18 protein-coding genes are annotated in these 20,579 nt (G+C 62.8%); 8 read left to right on the top strand and 10 right to left on the bottom strand.

Annotation, left to right across the window (positions count from 1 at the left end; translation table 11 throughout):
• Positions 1-418: 418 nt before the first annotated feature.
• Positions 419-1,369 (top strand): SPFH domain-containing protein, encoded by a 951-nt coding sequence (locus tag DW178_RS02430; protein WP_118349517.1) that lies wholly within the window; start codon positions 419-421, stop codon positions 1,367-1,369.
• A 185-nt stretch (positions 1,370-1,554) separates the two neighbouring features.
• Here DW178_RS02430 and fucO read toward each other — a convergent pair whose 3' ends face one another.
• The 4 genes from fucO to DW178_RS02410 all read right to left on the bottom strand — a co-directional run bounded on the left by fucO (position 1,555) and on the right by DW178_RS02410 (position 6,678).
• Entirely contained in the window at positions 1,555-2,718 is a 1,164-nt protein-coding gene (fucO, locus tag DW178_RS02425) for a lactaldehyde reductase (RefSeq protein WP_118349516.1), read from the bottom strand.
• A gap of 264 nt (positions 2,719-2,982) precedes the next feature.
• Positions 2,983-3,795, bottom strand: coding sequence for a cytochrome c3 family protein (locus tag DW178_RS02420; RefSeq protein ID WP_118349515.1), 813 nt, complete (start codon positions 3,793-3,795; stop codon positions 2,983-2,985).
• 9 nt (positions 3,796-3,804) lie between these two features.
• Positions 3,805-5,586 carry an FAD-binding protein gene (locus DW178_RS02415; RefSeq protein ID WP_118349514.1) on the bottom strand — a complete coding sequence of 594 codons (1,782 nt, stop codon included), beginning with the start codon at positions 5,584-5,586 and terminating at the stop codon, positions 3,805-3,807.
• Between the two features lie 561 nt (positions 5,587-6,147).
• Complete coding sequence (locus tag DW178_RS02410) at positions 6,148-6,678, bottom strand: TetR family transcriptional regulator (protein ID WP_158573981.1); 531 nt, start codon at positions 6,676-6,678, stop codon at positions 6,148-6,150.
• 81 nt (positions 6,679-6,759) lie between these two features.
• On the opposite strand from DW178_RS02410, the gene DW178_RS02405 reads away from it, so the two are divergent.
• Entirely contained in the window at positions 6,760-7,572 is an 813-nt protein-coding gene (locus DW178_RS02405; RefSeq protein WP_294165315.1) for a tRNA (N6-threonylcarbamoyladenosine(37)-N6)-methyltransferase TrmO, read from the top strand.
• 85 nt (positions 7,573-7,657) lie between these two features.
• On the opposite strand, the gene DW178_RS02400 is transcribed toward DW178_RS02405, so the two are convergent.
• A complete protein-coding gene (locus DW178_RS02400) occupies positions 7,658-9,394 on the bottom strand; it encodes an FAD-dependent oxidoreductase (RefSeq protein WP_118349512.1) in 1,737 nt (578 codons plus the stop codon).
• A gap of 307 nt (positions 9,395-9,701) precedes the next feature.
• Between DW178_RS02400 and DW178_RS11490 the strand changes: the two genes are divergently transcribed.
• On the top strand, positions 9,702-11,417 hold the full coding sequence (locus tag DW178_RS11490) for a helix-turn-helix transcriptional regulator (RefSeq protein WP_286168469.1): 1,716 nt from the start codon (positions 9,702-9,704) through the stop codon (positions 11,415-11,417).
• 182 nt (positions 11,418-11,599) lie between these two features.
• Positions 11,600-12,301 carry a cytochrome c3 family protein gene (locus DW178_RS02390; RefSeq protein WP_118349511.1) on the top strand — a complete coding sequence of 234 codons (702 nt, stop codon included), beginning with the start codon at positions 11,600-11,602 and terminating at the stop codon, positions 12,299-12,301.
• 235 nt (positions 12,302-12,536) lie between these two features.
• Here the strand turns inward: DW178_RS02390 and DW178_RS02385 are convergent, their stop codons facing one another.
• Together DW178_RS02385 and DW178_RS02380 are read right to left on the bottom strand one after the other, a co-directional pair.
• The gene (locus DW178_RS02385; RefSeq protein WP_286168468.1) at positions 12,537-13,208 is read right to left on the bottom strand and encodes a cytochrome c3 family protein; all 672 of its coding nucleotides are present in this window, start codon (positions 13,206-13,208) and stop codon (positions 12,537-12,539) included.
• A gap of 13 nt (positions 13,209-13,221) precedes the next feature.
• Positions 13,222-14,865 (bottom strand): FAD-dependent oxidoreductase, encoded by a 1,644-nt coding sequence (locus tag DW178_RS02380; RefSeq protein WP_118349510.1) that lies wholly within the window; start codon positions 14,863-14,865, stop codon positions 13,222-13,224.
• Positions 14,866-15,069: 204 nt separating this feature from the next.
• On the opposite strand from DW178_RS02380, the gene DW178_RS02375 reads away from it, so the two are divergent.
• Positions 15,070-15,303: a ribbon-helix-helix domain-containing protein gene (locus DW178_RS02375; RefSeq protein WP_118349509.1), complete on the top strand. Its 234-nt coding sequence runs from the start codon at positions 15,070-15,072 to the stop codon at positions 15,301-15,303.
• Positions 15,300-15,725: a type II toxin-antitoxin system VapC family toxin gene (locus DW178_RS02370; protein ID WP_158573979.1), complete on the top strand. Its 426-nt coding sequence runs from the start codon at positions 15,300-15,302 to the stop codon at positions 15,723-15,725. The genes DW178_RS02375 and DW178_RS02370 overlap by 4 nt, the downstream gene beginning before the upstream one ends.
• A gap of 213 nt (positions 15,726-15,938) precedes the next feature.
• On the opposite strand, the gene DW178_RS02365 is transcribed toward DW178_RS02370, so the two are convergent.
• Positions 15,939-16,121 carry a hypothetical protein gene (locus tag DW178_RS02365; RefSeq protein ID WP_118349537.1) on the bottom strand — a complete coding sequence of 61 codons (183 nt, stop codon included), beginning with the start codon at positions 16,119-16,121 and terminating at the stop codon, positions 15,939-15,941.
• A 40-nt stretch (positions 16,122-16,161) separates the two neighbouring features.
• Positions 16,162-16,905 (bottom strand): nitroreductase family protein, encoded by a 744-nt coding sequence (locus DW178_RS02360; RefSeq protein WP_286168467.1) that lies wholly within the window; start codon positions 16,903-16,905, stop codon positions 16,162-16,164.
• A 402-nt stretch (positions 16,906-17,307) separates the two neighbouring features.
• On the opposite strand from DW178_RS02360, the gene DW178_RS02355 reads away from it, so the two are divergent.
• Together DW178_RS02355 and DW178_RS02350 are read left to right on the top strand one after the other, a co-directional pair.
• Positions 17,308-17,862, top strand: a complete 555-nt coding sequence (locus DW178_RS02355; RefSeq protein ID WP_118349507.1) for a type IV toxin-antitoxin system AbiEi family antitoxin domain-containing protein — start codon at positions 17,308-17,310, stop codon at positions 17,860-17,862.
• Positions 17,863-17,932: 70 nt separating this feature from the next.
• Complete coding sequence (locus DW178_RS02350; protein WP_286168466.1) at positions 17,933-18,664, top strand: nucleotidyl transferase AbiEii/AbiGii toxin family protein; 732 nt, start codon at positions 17,933-17,935, stop codon at positions 18,662-18,664.
• 335 nt (positions 18,665-18,999) lie between these two features.
• Here the strand turns inward: DW178_RS02350 and DW178_RS02345 are convergent, their stop codons facing one another.
• Positions 19,000-19,878: a MaoC/PaaZ C-terminal domain-containing protein gene (locus DW178_RS02345; RefSeq protein ID WP_118349505.1), complete on the bottom strand. Its 879-nt coding sequence runs from the start codon at positions 19,876-19,878 to the stop codon at positions 19,000-19,002.
• Positions 19,879-20,579: the final 701 nt, after the last annotated feature.

Genomic DNA, 20,579 nt, shown 5'->3' with positions numbered 1-20,579 from the left:
GGCGGACGAGAAATGCGCGCACGGTGCCGTAAGCGGACGGGAAACGCGATACGTCTGCGTTTGTTTGGCAACCTCCCGAGTAACCGGCTGCCTGACGTAGTCGTTTTCCCAGGTCAAAGGCTTGCCGCTAAACGGACTACTCAGGGTCATCCGATTCGAACGCAGACGTATCGCGTTTTGCGAGCGCAAGCACGCGGGAAGCAAGCGGAAGCGGGGGTCCACGAGCGCAAGCTGTGCGCGACTCGTCCCCGACCACCCCTCCTCCCCTGACCACCCTGCGGAATCGCGCCGGCAGCGCCCACCCCGCCCCGCCAGCCCCTGCGCCCCGCGCAATCGCGAAGGAAACACGCGCCAAATTTTACGTTGTCGGCTGCCCCTATCCGGTACAATTAGCTCATCCCAGCAGAAAGGAAGCACCATGATCGTACTTACCCTTTTCATCCTGTTTATCGCTGCGGCCGTCGGGTCCGCGGCCCTTGGCTCGCCGATGCTGTTCGTCGTGCGGCAGCAGGAGGCGTCCATCATCGAGCGCCTCGGCAAGTTCAACCGTATCGTGCAGCCGGGCCTTCACTTCCTGATCCCGATCATCGAGCGCCGCGCCGCCGAGGTCAACCTGCGCACGCAAGAGGCGCGCTACTCGCTCAACGGCAAGACGAAGGACAACGTGACCATCGGCACGGCGGTCTCGGTCCAGTTCCGTGTTGACCAGATGCCCGCCCAGACCGTCGAGCAGTCGGGCGTTTACCGCAGCTACTACATCCTGAGCAACCCCATCGACCAGATGGAAAGCTACATCGCCGACGCGCTGCGCTCGGCCATCCCCGGATACACGCTCGACGAGGTGTTCGACAACAAGGACCTCATCGCGCAAAACGTGAAGGATTCCGTGACGGAGCTCATGGCGGGCTACGGCTACGACATCATCACCACGCTCATCACCGACATCGAGCTGCCGAAGGACGTCGAGCGCTCCATGAATGCGATCAACTCCGCGCAGCGCGACCAGGAGGCGGCGAAGGCGCTTGCCGAGGCCGAGCGCACCAAGACCGTCGTGGCGGCGCGCGCCCAAGCCGAGGCCATGGAGCAGACGGGCATCGGCATCGCGAACCAGCGCAAGGCCATCGCCGACGGCATCGCCGCATCGCTTGACGTGATCAAGTCCTCCGGCGTGTCGGCCAAGGAAGCGAACGACCTGTTCACGTACACCCAGTGGGTGGAGATGATGGGGTCATTCGCCGAATCCGGCAAGGCCTCGACCATCCTGCTCCCGTCAGGCTTCGAGGGTTCCTCCTCGATCCTGCCGGACATCCTCGCAGCGCAGGCCGCACAGCAGAAACCCAAGGACGAAAGCAACCCGTTCGAGGCTTAGCCCAGGCCCGGCTTTGATCTGCCCAAGGGTCGCCGGGATGCATATGCGCCACAAGAGAATCGTTAACAAACGAGAAGGGGTCGGCCCCGGAGTTCTTCCGGGGCCGACCCCTAGTAGGTTACGCCTTTATCGCAGCCGCTCTGGTTCTGCGCCAGCACCTTAGCTCGGAGCCAGCGCAGGTTGCCTTACGCCATGACCTTGCGGAACAGATCGACTACCTGGGCGTGGTCGGCTTCGCGGGGATTGCCCGGGAAGCAGGCGTCGGCCATGGCGTCGGTTGCCAGCTGCTCGAGGTCTTCCGCCACCAGACCGTTGCAGGTATGCGGGATCTCCACATCGGCGGACAGCTGACGCACGGCGGCGATGGCCGCGTCGGCGGCGGCTTCCGCGCTCATACCCGCAACGTCGACGCCCATGGCGCGCGCCACGTCGACCAGGCGCTCGGCGCACACCGGCTTGTTGAACTCCATGGCAACCGGCAGCAGCATGGCGCACGCCACGCCATGCGGCGTGTCGTAATGCGCCGACAGCGTGTGCGCCATGGCGTGGTCGATGCCCAGACCGACGTTGGAGAAGCCCATGCCTGCAACATACTGGCCAAGCGCCATGCCCTCGCGGCCGGCGCCCGGCTCGCCCGACTTCGCCTCGGCGTACGCCGCGCGCAGATTCTTCGAGATCAGCTCGATAGCCTTCAGGTGGAACATGTCGGACAGCTCCCAAGCGCCCTTCGTGGTGTAGCCCTCGATGGCGTGCGTGAGCGCGTCCATACCCGTGGCCGCGGTCAGGCCCGCCGGCATGCTGGCCATCATGTCGGGATCGACCACCGCAACGTCGGGAATATCGTTGACGTCGACGCACACGAACTTGCGCACCTTTTCAGGGTCGGTGATGACATAGTTGATGGTGACCTCGGCCGCCGTGCCCGCCGTGGTGGGAACGGCGATGGTGAACGTGGCGTGGTTCTTCGTGGGCGCTACACCCTCGAGCGAAACCACGTCGGCGAACTCGGGGTTCTCCGCGATGATGCCGATGCCCTTGGCGGTATCCATGGCCGAGCCGCCGCCGACCGCCACGATCATGTCCGCGCCGGAAGCCTTGAACGCCGCCACGCCGTCCTGCACGTTCTTGATGGTTGGGTTGGGCTTGATCTGGTCGTAAAGCTCCCACGGGATGCCGGCCTCGTCAAGCTTAGCTGTCACCTTGCCCGTGACGCCGAATCTCACCAGATCAGGGTCGGAGCACACGAACGCCTTCGCGAAGCCGCGGCGCGTGATCTCGCCGGGAATCTCCCCGATCGCGCCGGCGCCGTGATACGAGATGTTGTTGAGCACGAAACGATTGACCGCCATGGCGGCACCCCCTTTACATAAGCGGGCTTAGCGGTTCCCCCTGACGAAGCCCGCACCGTTACAGCTGTTGTCAGTGTACCGCTACGGCACGCCGTTTACCGGGAAAAACGCAACGCTTACGGTAACGATTAGGTGGCAAAGGCAACCGATGGCGAACACATCTCCGTCCCCTGTTCACGCGACAGCAAAAGCCCCTGCTGGGAGTCCCGACAAGGGCTTGCAAGCAGGGTGGACTCACAGCACGCTCGCGGGCGCGCTCCTTCCCTACTCGACCGCCGTGGGCTCGAGGGCCTCGGCTTCCTTGTAGCTGATCCAGCCATCGGGGATGATGGCGTCGCTGTGGCACTTGCTGCAGTACACGGTAGACGCGCGGTGCGCCTTGTGGCACTCGCTGCAGGCAACCTCGCCGTGCTCCTGCACGTGCGGGTTGCGCTTCATGTAGCTGGTCTTGTCCACCAGGTCGTCGCGCGTCATGGTGGAGCCGTCGTCGTTGACGTGGCAGCCCGAGTTCAGGCAGAACGCCTCGCTGGCGATGCCGCGCGCCGCAGTCAGGTCGGAGAGCGTTTTCTCCTCGGGAACGAAGCGCTCGTCGACGGTCTGCACGACGCTGTAGCTGCCGGTCAGCCAGCCCAGGCCCTCGGTGACCTGCTCGGACATCTGCGGCACGTGGCAGCCCACGCACGTGATGCCCTCCCGGGCATGCACCGGCGCCAGCATGCTGGACGCGTCGGCGACCTGGTTGCCCCACTTGTCCGTTGCGGCCTCGCCCAGCGTGGACTCGTAGGTGGTCAGATAGCCGTCCATGGGCGTGTGGCAGATCGCGTTGCAGAAGCTGGGCTGCTCGTGCCAGACCATGAAGCCCGCTCCCGCCGCCACCAGCACTACGACCACGGTGGCCACAACCGCCGTCACCTTACGGCGGCAACGCTTGGGCGACGGGGTCGCGCCAGCAGCGCCAGCAGCGCCCGCGGCGCACGAATCGTTGGCAACGCCCGAGGCGCCGGCACCAGCCGCACCCGCGCTATCAAGCTTCTCATCTGCGGAAATGGTTTCCGCAACCTTGTTCTCGTCGGTCATGGCAGCCTCCTACTTGCCCGCCGCGGCGTTCTCGCCGGCGATCTTGCCGAACACCATGCACATGCCGGCGGACAGGCCCTTGAGCGAGATGGGGTACTGCACGTTGAAGCGGCCGCCCTGCGGGGCGCCGGCCACGTACAGGCCGGAGATCACCTGGCGCTCGGTGTTGTACACGTGGCAATCGCTGTCGGATTCCAGGCCGCCCAGGTTCGCCAGCGTGAGCGCCACGCCGCACTCGGCTGCGTAGAACGGGCCCTTCTCCAGGGCGAACATGCGCTGGCTGCTCTTGCCGAAGTCCTCGTCGGAGCCCGCCTTCGCCAACTGGTTGTAGCGCTCGATGGACCCCTTCGCCACCTGGACGTCCATGCCGTCGATCTTCGCCAGCAGCTCATCGATGGTGTCGGCCTTCAGGCAACGGCCCTCGGCGACGGCGGCCTCGATGTCGGCCGGGCAGCGCACGTTGATCTTCAGGCCCGCCGGCGTCCAGTCGGGCATCGCCTCGTCCTTGTAGATGCAGGCGATGCCGTGAGCGGCCGGGAAGTACTTGAGCTGCTCGGGCCAGGAGCTGTCGAAGAACTGGTAGGCCGTGCGCTGCGGCTGCAGCTCCACCTGGTTCTCGAGCTGCTGACCAGGCACATCCTCGTTCATGAAGCGCTTGCCGCGCAGGTTGAGCCACAGAAAACCGTTGTTGCCGATGACGCCGCGGCCGTCGGAGCCGGCGCCGCCGCCCATGTGGTGGATCATCGGCGCATGCCACTGCTCCACCGCCGCGCCTGCCCACACGCCCATCTTGTGGCCATCGCCGACGTTGGTGTAGTTGCCCTGCGCATCCAGGTCCAGCGACAGGATCTGGTTGCCGTTCTCGACGCACGCGGGGGCGAAGTACTTCATCATATCCTCGTTGGCCAAGTAGTCGCCCGTGGCCAGGATGACGCTTTTCGCGTTGATCTTCAGGTACTTGCCCGCGCTGGTGTCCTGCGCGTAGATGCCTGCGATGCTACCGTCATCGGCTGTGATGAGCTTCACGCCCCTCGTGTTGTAGCGAACCTCGGCGCCGGCCTCCTGAGCGCGCTTGAGGTTGTCAGCCATGGCCGTGGCCAGGCTGGAGAAGCCCACCGACGTGGGGTAGCACGGCATGTCCTCTTTCGTGTAGTCGTACGTTTCCAGCATGGGATAGAAGTACGGGTACATATAGTGGGCGCGGTTGGCCTCGGGGACCTCCTCGTAGCTTTCGGACGCGATGTACATGTCCGGGCACCCCTTGACGAACCAGTCGAGCGCCTTGCCCGACTCGTCGCAATAACGGCTGATGATGCCGAAGTTCGAGTGGTGGCTACCCTCCTCCATGTGCATGTTGACCACCATGTGCTTGTCCAGGAAGCCGTCGCCGCGCTCCCACTTGGCCATGGTCTCGCCACCCAGGATGGCCATGTCGCTGGCCACGCTGTTGAGCTGGGCGGATGCCTCGATGGCAATGACCTTCGCGCCGGCTTCGGCAGCCGCGCGCGTTGCGGGGACGCCCGCGCAGCCAAGGCCCACGACCACGACGTCGGCGTCAAGCGTCTCGGCCACGTCGCTGTCGGAGATGGTCGGCGCCTCACCGAGCCACGGCATGGCGCCCGTGCCGTCGAAGCCCATCGTCTGGCCGTTGCCCGAGCCCGCCGCGCCTGCGGCACCGCCCGCGACGCCGACCACCTTTGGAGCGCAGCCCGTCAGGCCCGCGCCGGCAAGCGCCGCGCTGATGGCGGCGGCGGTCAGAAAGCTACGGCGGCTGATTCCCGATTTGTCCATGTTGTTCCTTCCTCTCGCTTGCGCCTGCCTGCTGTTTTGCCGTGTCGCCGACGCGGTTAGGCGCGGCGCTGCGCAGCCCCCTTCGGAGCGGGCGGGCAACGTGCGCCCCGGCGAAAGCGCGAAGCCTTGCGGGCACTTCGAGCAAACGCCCTATGCGTGCTCGACCCTACGAGGGAGGATTATAGGAAGCGTGAATTGAGGGAGGAATGGACTCAAGCACTGTTTTGTAAAGGGGTCGCTTTACGTTTTATGCGTACCGTCAACTTGTTCGACTTGTGGTTTCGTGCTGAGGGCTTATCTACGCCCCCGCCAACCGCGACCCCGGTACTTCTGGGCGGTTTTGCAGGCTGCGAAAACATGAACGCATTATTGGGATTTTCCTGACCAGGGGTTTTATCGCGGCTTATTTGGCAAATGCGAAAATGACGCTCCGAAACCGCCCAGAAGTGAGATTTCAAGGCGAAAACAAGGGCCAAAACCTGCGAAACCGTCCAGAAGTCGACCGGCGGCGGCAATCATGCAAACGCACCTCCGTCCCCTGTTCGCGTCCCGAGCGACCGGCTACTCGAAAAACCTCGCAACCCCGACGGGGATGCACTGGCGGATGAGGCCTACCAGCTCGGCGTCCTCGAAGTCCATGCCCTGGTCGAACCAGTGGCGCGTGCAACCTGCGCAGCCTTTCGAGAAGAAGTCCAGGCAAAACCCCGTTTCCCCCTTATCGAGCACGCCGTGCACGCGCACGCGGGCACCGAACGCGTCGCGCAGCGCACGATGCATCACGCGATACAGGCTGTTCACGTCCTGGGAGGTAAAGGCGTTGCGCAGAAACGTCTTGCGCTGATGGCACAGCTGGAGGAACTCGATATAGCACTCGTCGAAGGGCGCAAGCGTCCCCATTCGTTTGAAGGGAGCGGCGAACATGTCGCGGAAACAGCACTCCATCAGGTGATACTTGTCGGAGAAGTGGTGGTAGAACGTCTGCTTGCTCACGCCTGCCGCGGAGGCGATCTCGGCGACGCGCACCTGGTCGAGCGGCTTGCATTCCATCAGACCCGTGAGCGCATCCGCCAACAGCCGCTTCGAATCCGCCATGAAAGCCTCCTTCGCCGAGCGCGGCGCCGATGCCGCATTTGATACTTTCATAGTAGTAAATGACGGCAGATTCCAACGCAAATGCCGCAGAACCTTCGGCGAGCGGCGCGGCCGGGGGCAGCGCGCCGCGATACAATAGCGCGCATGAAACCTATCGCTCACATACATACCGATTTGCCGCAGAAGTTCGGCATCCCCCGCAACAGCTTCCTTGCCCCGCATCTGCAAGGGCGCATCGTGTTCGAACCGGAATACGCGCTGAACAGCGCCGTTGCCGGAATCGACAGCTTCTCGCACCTGTGGCTGCTCTGGCGCTTCGAGAACGGCGAACCTGGCGGAGGCGCCGCCGACGTCGTCGACGATAACGCGCGAGCAGGCGCAGCTGGCAAAACCGCACCCGCCACCTCCCCCAAACCTGCGTGCTGGTCGCCTACCGTGCGGCCGCCGCGGCTGGGCGGCGCCGAGCGCGTGGGCGTGTTCGCCACGCGCAGCCCGTTCCGCCCGAACCCCATCGGGCTGACGTGCGTGAAGCTCGACCGCGTGGAGTTCACGGACGCCGGCCCCATCATCCACGTGCTGGGCGCGGACCTGCGCGACGGCACGCCCATCTACGACATCAAGCCCTACATCCCTTTCGCCGACTGCCACCCAGACGCCTGCGGCGGATGGATCGAGGACGCGCCCTGGCATGAGCTTGACGTCGACTTTTCCAAGCAGCTGCAGGCCGAAGTGCCCGCCGGCAAGCTGCCTGGCCTGACGGAGGTGCTGCGCCAGGACCCTCGGCGCGCCGGCAGCAAGCACGAGCCGACCCGCGTCTACCACCTGGCCTACGCGGGCCTGGACGTCGCCTTCACCGTGGACGGCGACGTCCTGCACGTGGTGTGCGTGAGCTAGCAAGGGCGCCCGGAACCTACGTCACCGGCCTCCGGAACCTCGCCGACGCACGCTGCCGCCAGCGCCCCGCCGTAACAAGCGGCCTTTACGCGATGTCGCCGGCCGCGTGACGAGCGGCATAGCGGCCGAACGTGACCTGACGGCCCAGGCAGTTGCCCACCAGGTACACCGGGTAGTTGCCGGCATAGTAGCTGCCGGAGCAGGTGCCCACGGCATACAGGCCCTTAATCGGCTTGCGGTCCTTATCGACGACCTGGCAATGCTTGTTGATGCGCAGGCCGTCGATGGTGGTCAGCAGCGAACCGCCATACCACGCGCCATAGAACGGCGCCTGGCGAATAGCGGACAGGCGATAAGCCTCCTTGCCGAACTGCGTATCGACGCCCGCATCGTACATGGCGTTGTAGTTCTCGACGGTCTTCAGGAACTGCTCCTTGGCATCACCCTCGAAGCCGAGCTTGCCCGCAAGCTCCTCCAGCGTGTCGGCCTTCATCATCAGGCCGCCGTCCAGCTGCTTCTTGTATGCCTCATCGACGGTCTTGTCCTTCAGCGTGGTCTTCCACGTGTTGGCAGAGCAGCCCTGGGTCTTGAAAATCTGAACGTCGGCAGGGGCGTTCACATCGAACACCTGGCACCACACGCCGCCGGGATGCGAAGCTGCGGCGAAGGGGATGGCGTCGTAGTTCGCGGACTCGTTGGCGATGCGCTCGCCGTTGCGGTCCACCTTCAGGAACGGCTGGGAGCCAAGGTTGAACTGGCCGTTGGTCGCCCAATTGCCAGACTCGTCCATGCCGGCGTCCTGACCAGGCTTGACGATGCCGCGGTCGAACACCATGGTCGCGCCCACGCCATCCATGTCAGCGCCCGCCCAAAGCGCCGCCTTGATGCCGGCGCCGGTGTTGTTCGTGTTGTAGTTCAGCGAGGTGATGCAGCGCACGGCCTCGGGGTCGCGGGCCTGCAGCATATCGGCGTTCGCAGCATAGCCGCCGCATGCCAGGATAACGCCCTTCTTCGCGTTGACCTGCTTGTACCCGTTCTCAACCTTGAAGATGGCGCCCGTCACGGCACCGTCGCCGTCCTGCACCAGCTTCACCAGGTCGTGGCTATACAGCACCTGGCCGCCATCGTCCTCGATGACCTTCGTCATGGCCTTGACATGCTCGGTCTGGCCGCGCTCGTTCACGAAGCCGGGGTTGGACACATGATGGCACTCGGGCGGGATGAAGTAGGAGGTGCCGCCGGCGTTATCGTTCTCGGTGTCGACGACGACCTGGGACTCCTGGCCGAAATGCTTCGTGTACGTGTCGGCGATCCACTCGACGGTGGCGCCGGAGTTCTCGACCCACGTGCGCAAGACGGACTGGTCGTTTTTGAAGGACGCGTAACGCGCGTGCTCGTTGATCCAGCGGCTCTCGTCGAAGTCGAGGTCCTGCTCCTTCTGCCAGCGCGAATGGATGGCGCCGATGTCGTAATGGGTTGCGGCGGGCTCGGCGCCCTTCTCCACGATCACAAAGCTCGCGCCCAGTTCGGCCAACGTGGCGCCGGCCATGATGCCGGACATGCCCGCGCCGACGACCAGCACGTCGGTTTCGACGGTTTCCTTGATGTCGCCGGGGGCGATCTCCGGGGCGGTGCCCAGCCAATCGACGCCGGAAGCGCCTGCGGAGGCGTTCCCGCTCTTGATGGCGGCCACGTCGGCGGCGCGCTCGGCGGCGTTCTTCGGCGCGGCGCAGCCGGTCAGGCCCAGTGCGGCCAGGGCGCCCATGCCGGCGGCGCCGGTCAGGAAGCTGCGGCGGCTGAGCCCACGAGTCTGTTCGTTCATACTATTCCCTCCATTGGTTTGCGTACGGTTTTCGCTCGACGGGTTCGAATCGGATCGGGCTTTCAGCAATACGCTGAGCCGCAGCATACGCAGGAGGCGCAGAAGCGTCACCACCCCGCATGGGGCATCCTTCGAAAGGATGAAGCTTGCGAAGGAGAGAGAAATGAGAAAGAGGGGTTTTGCGCTCTGTTTGCCACCCCAATAGGGTGAAACTTTACGTTTGCCCAGATGAGAGAAGGGTTGCTTCGGTTTCACCGATAGCGTGAAGCGAGTATAATGCACGAAACCGTAAGCAGGAAGGAGCCCCATGCGCATCGCATCCACCAAAGATGATATCTCGTCCATCTTCACGCCGGGCATGCTTGCGTGCGCATTCGCTTACGCCGCGCTAAAGCTTGTGGGATCGATGACCAACGGGTACCTTTACCCCTTGGTCGCGACCACCGACGGGTGGATCAGGGAGATATCCACGCTTGTGACGGCGGCGACCTTCCTCGTGATAACGGCAGTTGCCTACCGAAAACCTCAGATCGTCCGCGCGCCCGCGCTTGTCGCGCTCGCCTGCGCGTTCACGCTTGCCGCCATAGCGTTCGTAGGCGCAGGGCTAAGCACCCATAGCGTCGCACTACTTTCCCTGGGCATCTTCTGTCGATCCATCAGCAGGGCGCTGACCCTGTGCTTGTTCGCGTTATGCCTGGTTCAGCTTGAGTCCGGGAAGCAAGTCAGCTTCGCCATAGCGTTAGGCTTGTTCATTTTCAGCGTGCTGGACCTTTTCAGGGGCGTTATCGGCACGCCGCTGAACGCCATCCTGCTGCTCGGCGCCGCGCAGATCATCGTGGCGGTATGGGCCACGAAGCCCGCAAGCCGCGTGCTCGACATCACCAGCGCCGGCGATTCGATCGACGATTTGAAGCTGGCAGACCCCACAGCGTTCCTTCCCGTGTTCCACGGCGTTTTCGTATGCATCCTGCTATTCTCCGCAGCTTCGGGGTTCGCCTTGACGTTCAACGAGGTCGCCAGCGCTCCGCCGACGCTGCTGGCGAACACGCCGCTTTTGGCTCTTTTGCTTCTTTTCCTGCTGCTAAGCTGGGGAAATAAGCGCGAAGACGTGCTGTTCACTCTTTCGGTGCTTATCGTCATGGCAGGTTTTTTGACAACGCCGCTATCGTTTAACGAGACCTTTGCGAACACATCCAGCACGCTGCTGCGTTTCGGGGAGCAGTGCTTCGATGTGCTTGCTTGGACGGTTGTCGCGGCAATCGGGCGACGCAACGTATACGGCTGCCTGGTGTCCGCGGGAGTCATGCAGATGATGAGCAGCATCGGCACGCTTATCGGCGCCATGTCCGGCCACATCACCAACGATTTCGTGACCACCGATTTCTTCATGGCCACCGGCTTCGCTTTGACTATGGTGTTCGCGTTCTTCGCGTTTCTATGGTGCGGCTTCCGCACGTTCAGCTTCACTGACGCCATCGAGTCGGTCACAACTGTCAGCCACCCCAGCTCGGACGAGCAGGTGGACGGTGAATCTGATGCGGATGCGGGCAAGACTGCCGGGGCAATGCCGAACGCTTCCGGGGAAGAGCCCGCCGTGCTCGGGCGAGACGCAAGCCCAGCGCTTTCCGCGGACGGCACCGCCACGGCAGGCAACGCCTTTGCGGCTAACGCCGCCGCAGGCGACATTCCCGCAAGCGATGGCGCTTCCGTCATGGATGCCGTACGTGCGGCAGGCACCGCTCCCTCCGAGAACGGGCCCGCCCCCGAAGCCGGCGCCGCAGTACCTGCGCCCAATCAGCTTGACGAGAACTGCACATGCTTAAGCGACGAATTCGGCCTCACCGCACGCGAACGCGAGGTGTTCGTCCTGCTCGCCCACGGGCGCAACGGCCGCTACATCATGGACCACCTGGTCATCAGCCGCAACACGGCGAAGAGCCATATCAAGCACATCTACTTCAAGCTGGGCGTCCATTCGCATCAGGAGCTCATCGACCTGGCAACACGAGGGCAAAGCCTGTAAGCGCCGCAAGCCTCCTCACCACTATTCCCATCAGGCATTATGCGAAGCACTCGCGACTTTCCCCCATCGGGGGTGATGCCCTTGCGCACCTGATTCTCTATAGTTTCGGTTATTCGAATCGGATAGGGGCTTCACGCAACACTTGCGCGAAACGGATTCACTATCAAAGAGGAGGTCAGCGAATGAGCGAAGAGCGCATAGATTCCGCGCCCAAGCAGAAGCTGCCCAAGAATAAGAAGCTCACCATCGTCGGCGTCGTGGTCGTGGTCATCGTGGTGGCGGGCATGGGTTTTTGGACCTGGCATAACAGCCCCAGCTTCTGCAGCGCGTTTTGCCACACGCCCATGAACAACTACGTGGAAACGTACGATCAGCAGGCCGGCACCCCGGGCACCGACAAATGGGGCAACGAGGTCTCCAACAGCAGCGCCATGCTGGTCGTGTCCCACAAGGAAGCGGGCCAGAACTGCCTTTCATGCCACGAGCCCATCATCAGCCAGCAAATCGGCGAAGTGCAGGCGACCCTTACGGGCGACTACTATTACCCGCTTGAAGAGGCGAACCTGGAAGTGCTCATGCAGAACTCCGGCAACGATGCCGGCACGGGCGAGCAGTTCTGCCTGAAGAGCGGTTGCCACGTGAACAGCGAGGGCCAGGCGCTGACGAAGGCCGACCTGACCGAGATGACCAGCGACATGGAGCGCAACCCGCATTCCTGGCATCATGACAAGTACACGTGCAGCGACTGCCATAAGTCGCATCGCGCATCGGTGCTCATCTGCACCGATTGCCACGCGGACGCCGAGTCCGAGGTGCCCGACGGCTGGGTCGATGCCAAAACCGGCAAGCAGATCGAAGAGGACTCCGTCAACTACTTGGGCTAACAGCCTCGATCGACCTCAACAGCATTCGTGAAAGAGCCTCCACGCGGAGGCTCTTTCACGTTGCGGGAAGGATCCAACGGGCGAAGATACGGAAGCCCTCGGCCCATTGCCACCGCTCCCGACAACGCGAAAGCGGGCCGCGTCCCAACGCGACCCGCTTCCTGCTCGCAGAACTTCGGCTGGCGCGTGGCCCTCGAAGCGATCACCTGCCGCCGCCTGCTCGTTTAACGCTTGCTTACTGCTCGACCAGCTGGCCGTCGTTCACCTTGTAGGTGGTGCCGTCGATGACGACGTTCCAGCCGTTCGGCACGCTGGAGTACGTGGCGTCCAGGTGGCACTGCGTGCAGTAGAACTCGCTGGTCTCGTGGGCCTTATGGCAGTTTCCGCAGGCCACAACGCCGTGCTGACTCCAATCATGCGGGTTGAACTCGCGATCGGCCGTGGCGGCGGTCAAGTCGTCGACGGTGTTGACGCCGTCATGGCAGCCGCTCTTCAGGCAGAACTCGGCCGTCGGCAGCTCGCTGGAACGGCTTTCGAGCATCTGCGTGTCGGAATCGAAGTTGTAGTTGCCGGAAACCCAGCTCATGCCTTCGGTCACCTGCTCGTCGATCTTGGCCTCATGGCAGCTCAGGCAGTTCATATCCGCATCGGCGCCGTGATAAGCGGCCAACATGGCGGTGCTGTTACCGTCAACCGGGCCGGCCTCGAAATCGGCAACGTACTTGCTCATGGGCGTATGGCACACGGTCCCGCAGAAGCTGGGGCTGTTATGCCACGCGAACATGCCGCATCCGGCCACGATGACCACCGCGACCACCACGGCAGCGACGATGCGTCCGCGCGTCATGGCCTTCTTCGGCGCAGGCTTGGCGGTTTGCTCCGCCGCCTTCTCAGTGTTCTCGCTCATCTTCTCCACCTTCCTACTTTTGAGCCAATGCACGGCCGGCCACGTAGCCGGCGGTCACGCAACGGCCCAACGACAGCCCGTAAATATCCAGCGGGTAATCAACGCCGCCATAAAAGTTGCCGGCGCAGTTGCCGATGACGTACAAGCCCTCGATCGGCTCGCCCTCCGCCGTGAGCGCCTGGTTTTCGCCATTAACCTCAAGACCTGCGCAAATGGTGGAGCAGCGCATGCGGCGATGGATGCCGTAGAATGGCGCCTGCTTGACGGGGATCAGGTACTTCGGATCCTTGCCGAACTCCGTATCGGTGCCCGCTTCGCACAATGCGTTGTAGTCCTCGACCGTCTTCACGAACGTCGCCGGATCCTGACCGATCTTCACCGCCAGCTCCTCGAGCGTGTCGGCCTTGAACGTGCGTACCTGGTCGGCGAACACGCCCTTGCGCTCGACGTCCTCCTCGGGCATGTACACGCGCAGGCCCTCGGGGTCCACCAGCTTGCCCTTCCAACCGGCGGCATCGGTCATGTAGTTCGCGTCGAAGACCTGGGAGTACCAGCCGGGATGCTTGCCATCGCGCAGGTAGTTGTTCAGCAGGCTCATCTCCACGGTCTCGTCGACGAAGCGCTTGCCGGTGTTGTCCGCCACGGCCAAAAACGGCATGTCGCACATGGAAGCCGGGCCGGCATCGAAGTCGTGAAGCATCTTGGTGTGGCCGACGTGCTCCATGGCGGCACCTACCCACATGCCCATCTTATGGCCGTCGCCGGTCTGGTTGTTCTGCTTGCGCTCGAAGTTGTGCAAGTCGGGGATATAGTAGTCCACCATCTCGTCGTCGTTGGAGTAGTCGCCCGTCGCGATGATCACGCCATTCTTGGCGTTGACCTGCACATATTCGCCATCCTCACGTTGGGCGATCGCGCCGGTGACGGCACCGGACTTGTCGGTGACCAGCTGTCGCGCCGGCGTGGAGTAACGGATATCCACGCCCTTTGCGGCCGCCACCTTCGCCAGCGACTGCATGGCATTGCCGGTGGTGAAGGGCTTCGGGCCGAAGAAGGCCGTGACGTAGTCAAGCTTGAAGCCGTTGATGTTGAGCGTGGCGACCTGCTGGCGATTGCCGTCATCGGACACGGGGCCGTCGACGGATTTGATGCGATCGATGCACCAGTGCAGCGCCTCGCCGGAATTGTACGCCCAGTTGCTGACCAGCTCGCGATGGGAACGATGCTGATTGGCCTTCACCACCAGCGAGATCAGGTGCTCGATGCCCGCCGGATCGCATTTGTCCAGGTTGAGGCCTGCCGCGGAATTGCCGTGCGACATGGCAGTACGCTCCTTCTGCAGCAGCACCACCTTCGCGCCGTTTTCCACCGCGGAAAGCGCCGCCGGGGTACCCGCCGCGCCGACGCCGATGACCAGCACGTCGCAATCGACGGTTTCGGCGACTTTTGCGATAGGCTCAGGCGCCTGCATGAACGACGGCAGCCCGTTGGCGGTGGTGGAGCCGTTGCCCGCAACGCCGACGGCTCCGTCGGCATAAGGCGTGTACTCCTGATAGCCGCACGCGGAAAGCGCGCCGGCGCTCAACGCGCCCAGCGCGGAAATGCCGCCGAGCTTCAGGAAATTACGGCGCGAGGTGGCCCTTCCCTTTGCTTCCATAGTATCTCCTCTCCAAAGGATGGTTCCCTGTTCCGCAAAACGCCTTCTAAAGCGCGCTTTTTCGGAACCTCGGACAGTTTATGAACGAGGCGGCATACCTCGCTAGGCTGCACTTGCTTTTGTACTTGCCCGCGTGAATCGGGTATGCTGTGCGAAACATTGCGAAGCGAGCGGGCGCAAAAGTGCCCGTAACGGAGGGGTTCCATGTCGCAGCTTTCCCTGTATCTAGATGATGAGACCATGGCCGTCTTGCGCGACATGGCGCAAGCGGGCGGGAAATCGCTTTCGAAGTGCGCTGTCGAGCTGATCCGCAACGCCGCGGTCAGCGAATGGCCGCCGGGTTTCGAGAGCCTGTTCGGCAGCATCGACGACCCCACGTTCCAGGCGCCCGTGCGCATCGTAAGCAAAGTGGATATGGAAGCGGGGCACGTGCGATGATCTACCTGGACACCAGCACCTGCGTGGGTTTGCTGCGCGGCGATATATCCGTTTCACCTGCGACGATGCGTTCCATAGCGCCGACCGAGCTCGGCATCCCCGTAGTCGTGGAGTCCGAGCTTTTGATCGCCGCCACGCAAAGCCGCGATGCCGAGCGCAACACGCAGATCGTGCGCCAGTTCCTGTTGCCCTTCGATAAAGTGCCCTACGATTCCAGCTGCTGCAACCTGCATTGCCGTATCCGTCTGCATTTGGAATCGGTAGGCGCGCCCACGGGCACAAACATCATCGTCATCGCCGCCATGGCTATGCGCCACGACGCCACCCTGCTCACCTGCTCGCCCGACCTGTACCGCCGCATCCCCGGCCTGAAGATGGTCGAATGCGGAAACGACCTGGAAGAATCACTAAGGCTGTGCTAGGGATCGGGGATGCCTGCCAACGACGGACGAACCCCATACGCCCAGCTCCTCCATGCGCAGAGGAACGATTCTACCGATTCCCCGCCGCAAACGCGAAGAAGGCGATGCGGAACGATTCGCATCGCCTTCTTGCTGAGAACTTGTTACGCGCTTGCGCGTCAAAGGTCGCAGCGCCTTAACGCCAACGCGCCCGCTTGACCCGCGCGCAAGCTACTAGTCAACCCGGAATCGCTCCAGGTCGATCCCGAGATCTTCTGCCTTTTCGCAAAGCTCGTAACCGTCCATGTTCTCGATGTCCGCAACATCGAGCAACGCCGCAGGAAACCCAGAAGACGCCGCCGTGCCGCAATAGTCTTCCAGATAATCGCGCAGCTCATCCGTATCGATTTTCGCCATGTTCATCTCACCCGATTTCACAAGTGTCACATGCGGCAGGTTACGCCCACTCGAATTCGTTGCCGGCGCCTAGCTCGAAGTGGTACTTCACGATGCCGACGTCCGCGCCGCTGAATGCGTCGCCGTTTTCGCTAATGGAAACCTTGTTGCCTGCGCCGGCGATTCGGAAACACTGCTTGTTGAGCGCCGTCGGGGCTAGAAGAGCCGCCTGCACGCCATCCGCAAACCACTGCGGCTCTAGACCCTCGTACGAACTGACCTCGGGCGCCGTCTTGCTCTTGTGCGCGACGCCTGGCGTGACGCCGAAGCCCACGGCAACGATGCCGATAACCATCTTCCCCGGCACAGCCTGCTCGACGTTCTTGCGGCTGAACGTGCCGCCGATCCACCACGTGTTCAACCCGAGCGTCTGCGCAAAAAGCATCAAGTCTGCGCTTGCGTAGCCGAGGTCCTCGTCAAGCCCGGGCCTGTCGCTGCCGGCCAGCACAAAATAGTTGCGCACGCCTTTGGCGAAGAACAGCTTGAGCGCACCGGGCAGCGCCGACTCGTCGCCCACCTTCAGCGAAATCGCCAACCCAAGGCGCTCGTTGTTTGCGCGAACGCGGTCGTTAAGCTGCGAGATCAGCTCAGGCGAAAGCGGCTCGGACGCGAACTTCCGCACAGTATGACGCTGCCGCATAGCCTGTTTCATGTCCGTGGCGCCGGCCGAAACAGCGTCCGCGACGACGTTCATAGCGGTATCCGCAGCATCCATGGTGTTGCCCGCAGCGATGTCCGTACCCATAGCGAAATCCTTTCGCGCGCTTCCATCAAGCAATATCGAGAACGCGCTCATTGTACAACCGAGTTAACCCCGCGGAAAAAAGGAAGAGCGGGAACGTTTTCGGCGTTTCGTGCCACAGATTGCGAGTTTTCCGAATTTGCCGGCGACAGGGAGGACGTTTGCTGGTCGATTTCGCTTGCGGGATGTAACGAGCGATGCGTATGTCGCGCCAAGCGCAAGCCACCGCACGCCGTGCCGCGTTCGCCATTCGGAAAACTCGCAATCTGAGACATATTCGCGACAAAAGTTTCCCCGGCACTCGCGCCGCGGTCATAGGCGCTCAGGCGGGAACGCGCGCCTTGAAGACGACCCCTCGACAGTCAGTTGTTGTCAAATGTATTATGTTTTCGTTATACTCCTGCCATGACGAAATACGAAGACATATTCGACATCGCGGCCGACAACCACGGCCTAATCACCTCCGCTCAGGCTCGCGAAGCAGGCATAACCAACAACGAGCTCGTGCAATACGCCAAGCGCGGGCGCGTGGCGAAGGTCGGCCACGGCCTCTACCAGCTCACGCAGTGGGTCCCCGAGCAAAACGACGCGTATGCCTGGGCGGTCACGTCCGTCGGGCCGAGCGCCGTGCTCTACGGCGAATCCGTCATCGCCATGCTCGGCCTGGCCCCCACGAACCCCACCCGCACGTTCGTGGCAACTCCCCGCCGCTGCCGCCGCGCGCTGCCGGAGAGCCTCAAGGTGGAATGGGTGGACGGAATCGAGCCAGGCGCGATATACGACGGCATCCCGTGCCAAAGCGCATATGATGCCATCCTCGCATGCAAAGGCAAGATGCTGCCGGAACGCCTTCTGACAGCAGCTGAAACCGCCAGAAGGCAAGGTTTCATAAGCAAGCAAGAATTTCGTTCATTGAAGAAGGAACTGGAGGGCGCGGATGCCAGCAAAACGGCCGAATAGCAGGAGAAACCTCGACGTCGCGCTCGAAAGACTCGTCGGGAAGCCGAATCTCATCGCTAAGCGAGCAATCATGGCGAACACGATCGTCGCCCAAATGCTGCCGGACGGCTCCGTCAAGGGAGGTAGCGCCATCAAGATGCGCCTGGGCGATGGGGCTACGCGCTTCACGACCGACCTCGACATCGCGCGAGCCTCGGCCATAGACGACTTTTCCGAGCAGCTCGCCGGCTCTTTGGCAACCGGATGGGAGGGCTTCACGGGCGCGTTGGTCGAGGAGAGGCAGGCGCATCCCAAAGGCGTTCCCCCGCAATATGTGATGCAGCCTTTCTCGGTGAAGCTATCATATAACGGCAAACCGTGGGTAACCATCGACCTAGAAGTAGGCCACAACGAGATCGGCGACGCAGACGAACCCGACTTCGTTTCGCCCGAAGACGCCAACGCCATCCTCAAAGGCCTGGGGTTTCCGCCGCTCGGCCCGATTCCCATCATGGCGCTGCGCCACCAAATCGCCCAGAAGTTACACGCCGTGAGCGCGCCCAGCAGCATGCGGGCTCACGACCTCATCGATTTGCAGCTGCTCGACAAGGCTTACGAAGGCGATTACTCCGACGTGCGTCAAACCTGCATGAGGATGTTCGCCTACCGCAAGATGCATTCCTGGCCTCCCACTATTGCGGGAGGCGAGGAATGGGCAACCATCTATGCCGACCAGTTGCCAGACGGAAACCTGATCCTCAACGTCGGCGACGCTATTTCATGGGCGAATTCTCTCATCGGCAGGATCGATGCCGCCCGATAGCCCAACATTTGCATTAGAAGACAAGAGCACGCAGGCACGCTGGCACCAGACACGGCAAAACACCCCGGCGCCGCTGGCGAAACGTCGGGCAAAAACACGTGTGGCAGGGACGCATCCCTGCCACACATTGCACATCATATTTCGTTCGCAGCCGAAACCCGGTCTCAGCCATCCTCGACCCACGGCCGATCTTCCCAAGCCGTAACCGAACTCAAGTCGCTACCGTTTCAAGCGCAACCCGCGTTCAAACGAAGCCGATGCCCAGGCGAGCCGCTTCGCCACCAGCTCGCGCGGCTACGCTCAGCCGTCAGCCGCCCGACTGCGGCGCAAAACCGCTAGGCGCGAGCGGGGTCCCACTCGACGATGCCGTGGTTCAGGAACGGCTTGGAGTCGGGCGCGTCGGCGTTGACCATGCGGAACTTCGCCTCGCCCTCGGCGGTCTTCCACACGATGGTGCGCAGGCGCACACCCGGCAGCACCGGGGAGGTGAAGCGGCACTTGAAGCGCGTCATCGCCTCGGGATGGCCCGGGAACAGCAGGGAGATGACGTGACGCATGGCCACGCCGGCGCTGCTGACGCCGTGGGCGATGGGGCGCTCAAGGCCGGTCTGCTCGGTGTAGGACCAGTCGATGTGCTGCTGATGCCAGTCGCCCATCAGGCGATACACGAGCGGCCAATTGTAGCCGTAGGTTTCCTCGTAGGTGAAATCGGGCTCACGATCGGGGTACTCCACGGAGTCCCTCGGCGGCTGCTCGCCGCCCCAACCGCCGTCATAGATGCAGCAGTCGTAGGTGTCGACCGTGCACAGATGGGTGCCGTCGGCGGAGTACGACTTGCCGACCTGCTTGGACAGCGAGCCGCGACCCTCGCCGCGGTCCCAGATTGCCTCCTGGGTGACGAACGTCTCGATGTGGTCGTTCATCTTGAACGGCGCATGGAAGTACACGTCGATACCGTAGTGCAGCGAACCGGAGTAGTCGAAGCCGTAGTCGAGGGTGGTGGTCATCTCCTCGTTGACGGTCAGCGGCACGGCGAAGATGGGCAGAACCTTCAGGTCCGGGTTCTTGGCGTCGCCTTCGTTGACGTACTCCAGGTCCACGCGGCCGTCCCAGCCGGCGCCGCAACCAAGCGCGCAAATCTCAAGGTCCTTGAAGGTATAGTCGCGCACGAACGGGCCAAAGGTCTTCCCGACGATCTCGGTGGAAATAGCCATGACATTCTCCTTTGGAAAGAGAACTGCGAAAACGCAGCAGGTGATATAAGGTTTCCCCACGTTTGAGCGACGCGGCGCAGTTCAGATCAAGCTGAGCAGCGCAAGATTCCCCCGAATCGTTGCGCAGACCGAGAAAGGGGTATCGTAAACCCCCGTGAACGAGATGATCAACCCCAGCCCGGATTCGAAAAGACGCAGCTACAGCCCTTACGGGCGGCTCCAATGCAGCTTCGCCTGTTCATGATCGGCAAGGTTGCAGCCCCGAAGGGCGGCTCCAATACAACCTTGGCGTTCAACTGGGCAGGTGATCGTTCGGTCGAATATGCGTCCCATCCCTGCGTCCCCCGACGCATCACGTGGGATTTATGACGAGAACCGACCGGCACCGCGGCAGCGGGACCGCTTCAGTTCTCAGGTGCCAGCGTACCCCATTCCGCTCAACGATTGCAGTCTTGCATTGCCCCCGCTTTCGGAGTACGGGGAGGGGGAAATATCGAGAAGGAAAACGCAGAGGTGCAGGCATGGGCGCCGAGCGTGGCACGCATGCTACCGGGGTCACGACGGGAGCGACGGGAGTCGGCGGACTAGCCGGACAACTCACAGCGGGAGCGCGGCGGACTAGCCAGGTAACTTACAGCGCCATGGGAAGCCCGCTTGCGACTTCTGGGCGGTTTTGCAGGCGGATTCAACCCGAAAGGCCG

The organism is Eggerthella sp. AM16-19, from assembly GCF_003474385.1.
Taxonomy (GTDB): domain Bacteria; phylum Actinomycetota; class Coriobacteriia; order Coriobacteriales; family Eggerthellaceae; genus Senegalimassilia.
The sequence above is the reverse complement of the archived record's forward strand: the minus strand, read 5'-3'. Positions and strand labels throughout refer to the sequence as shown.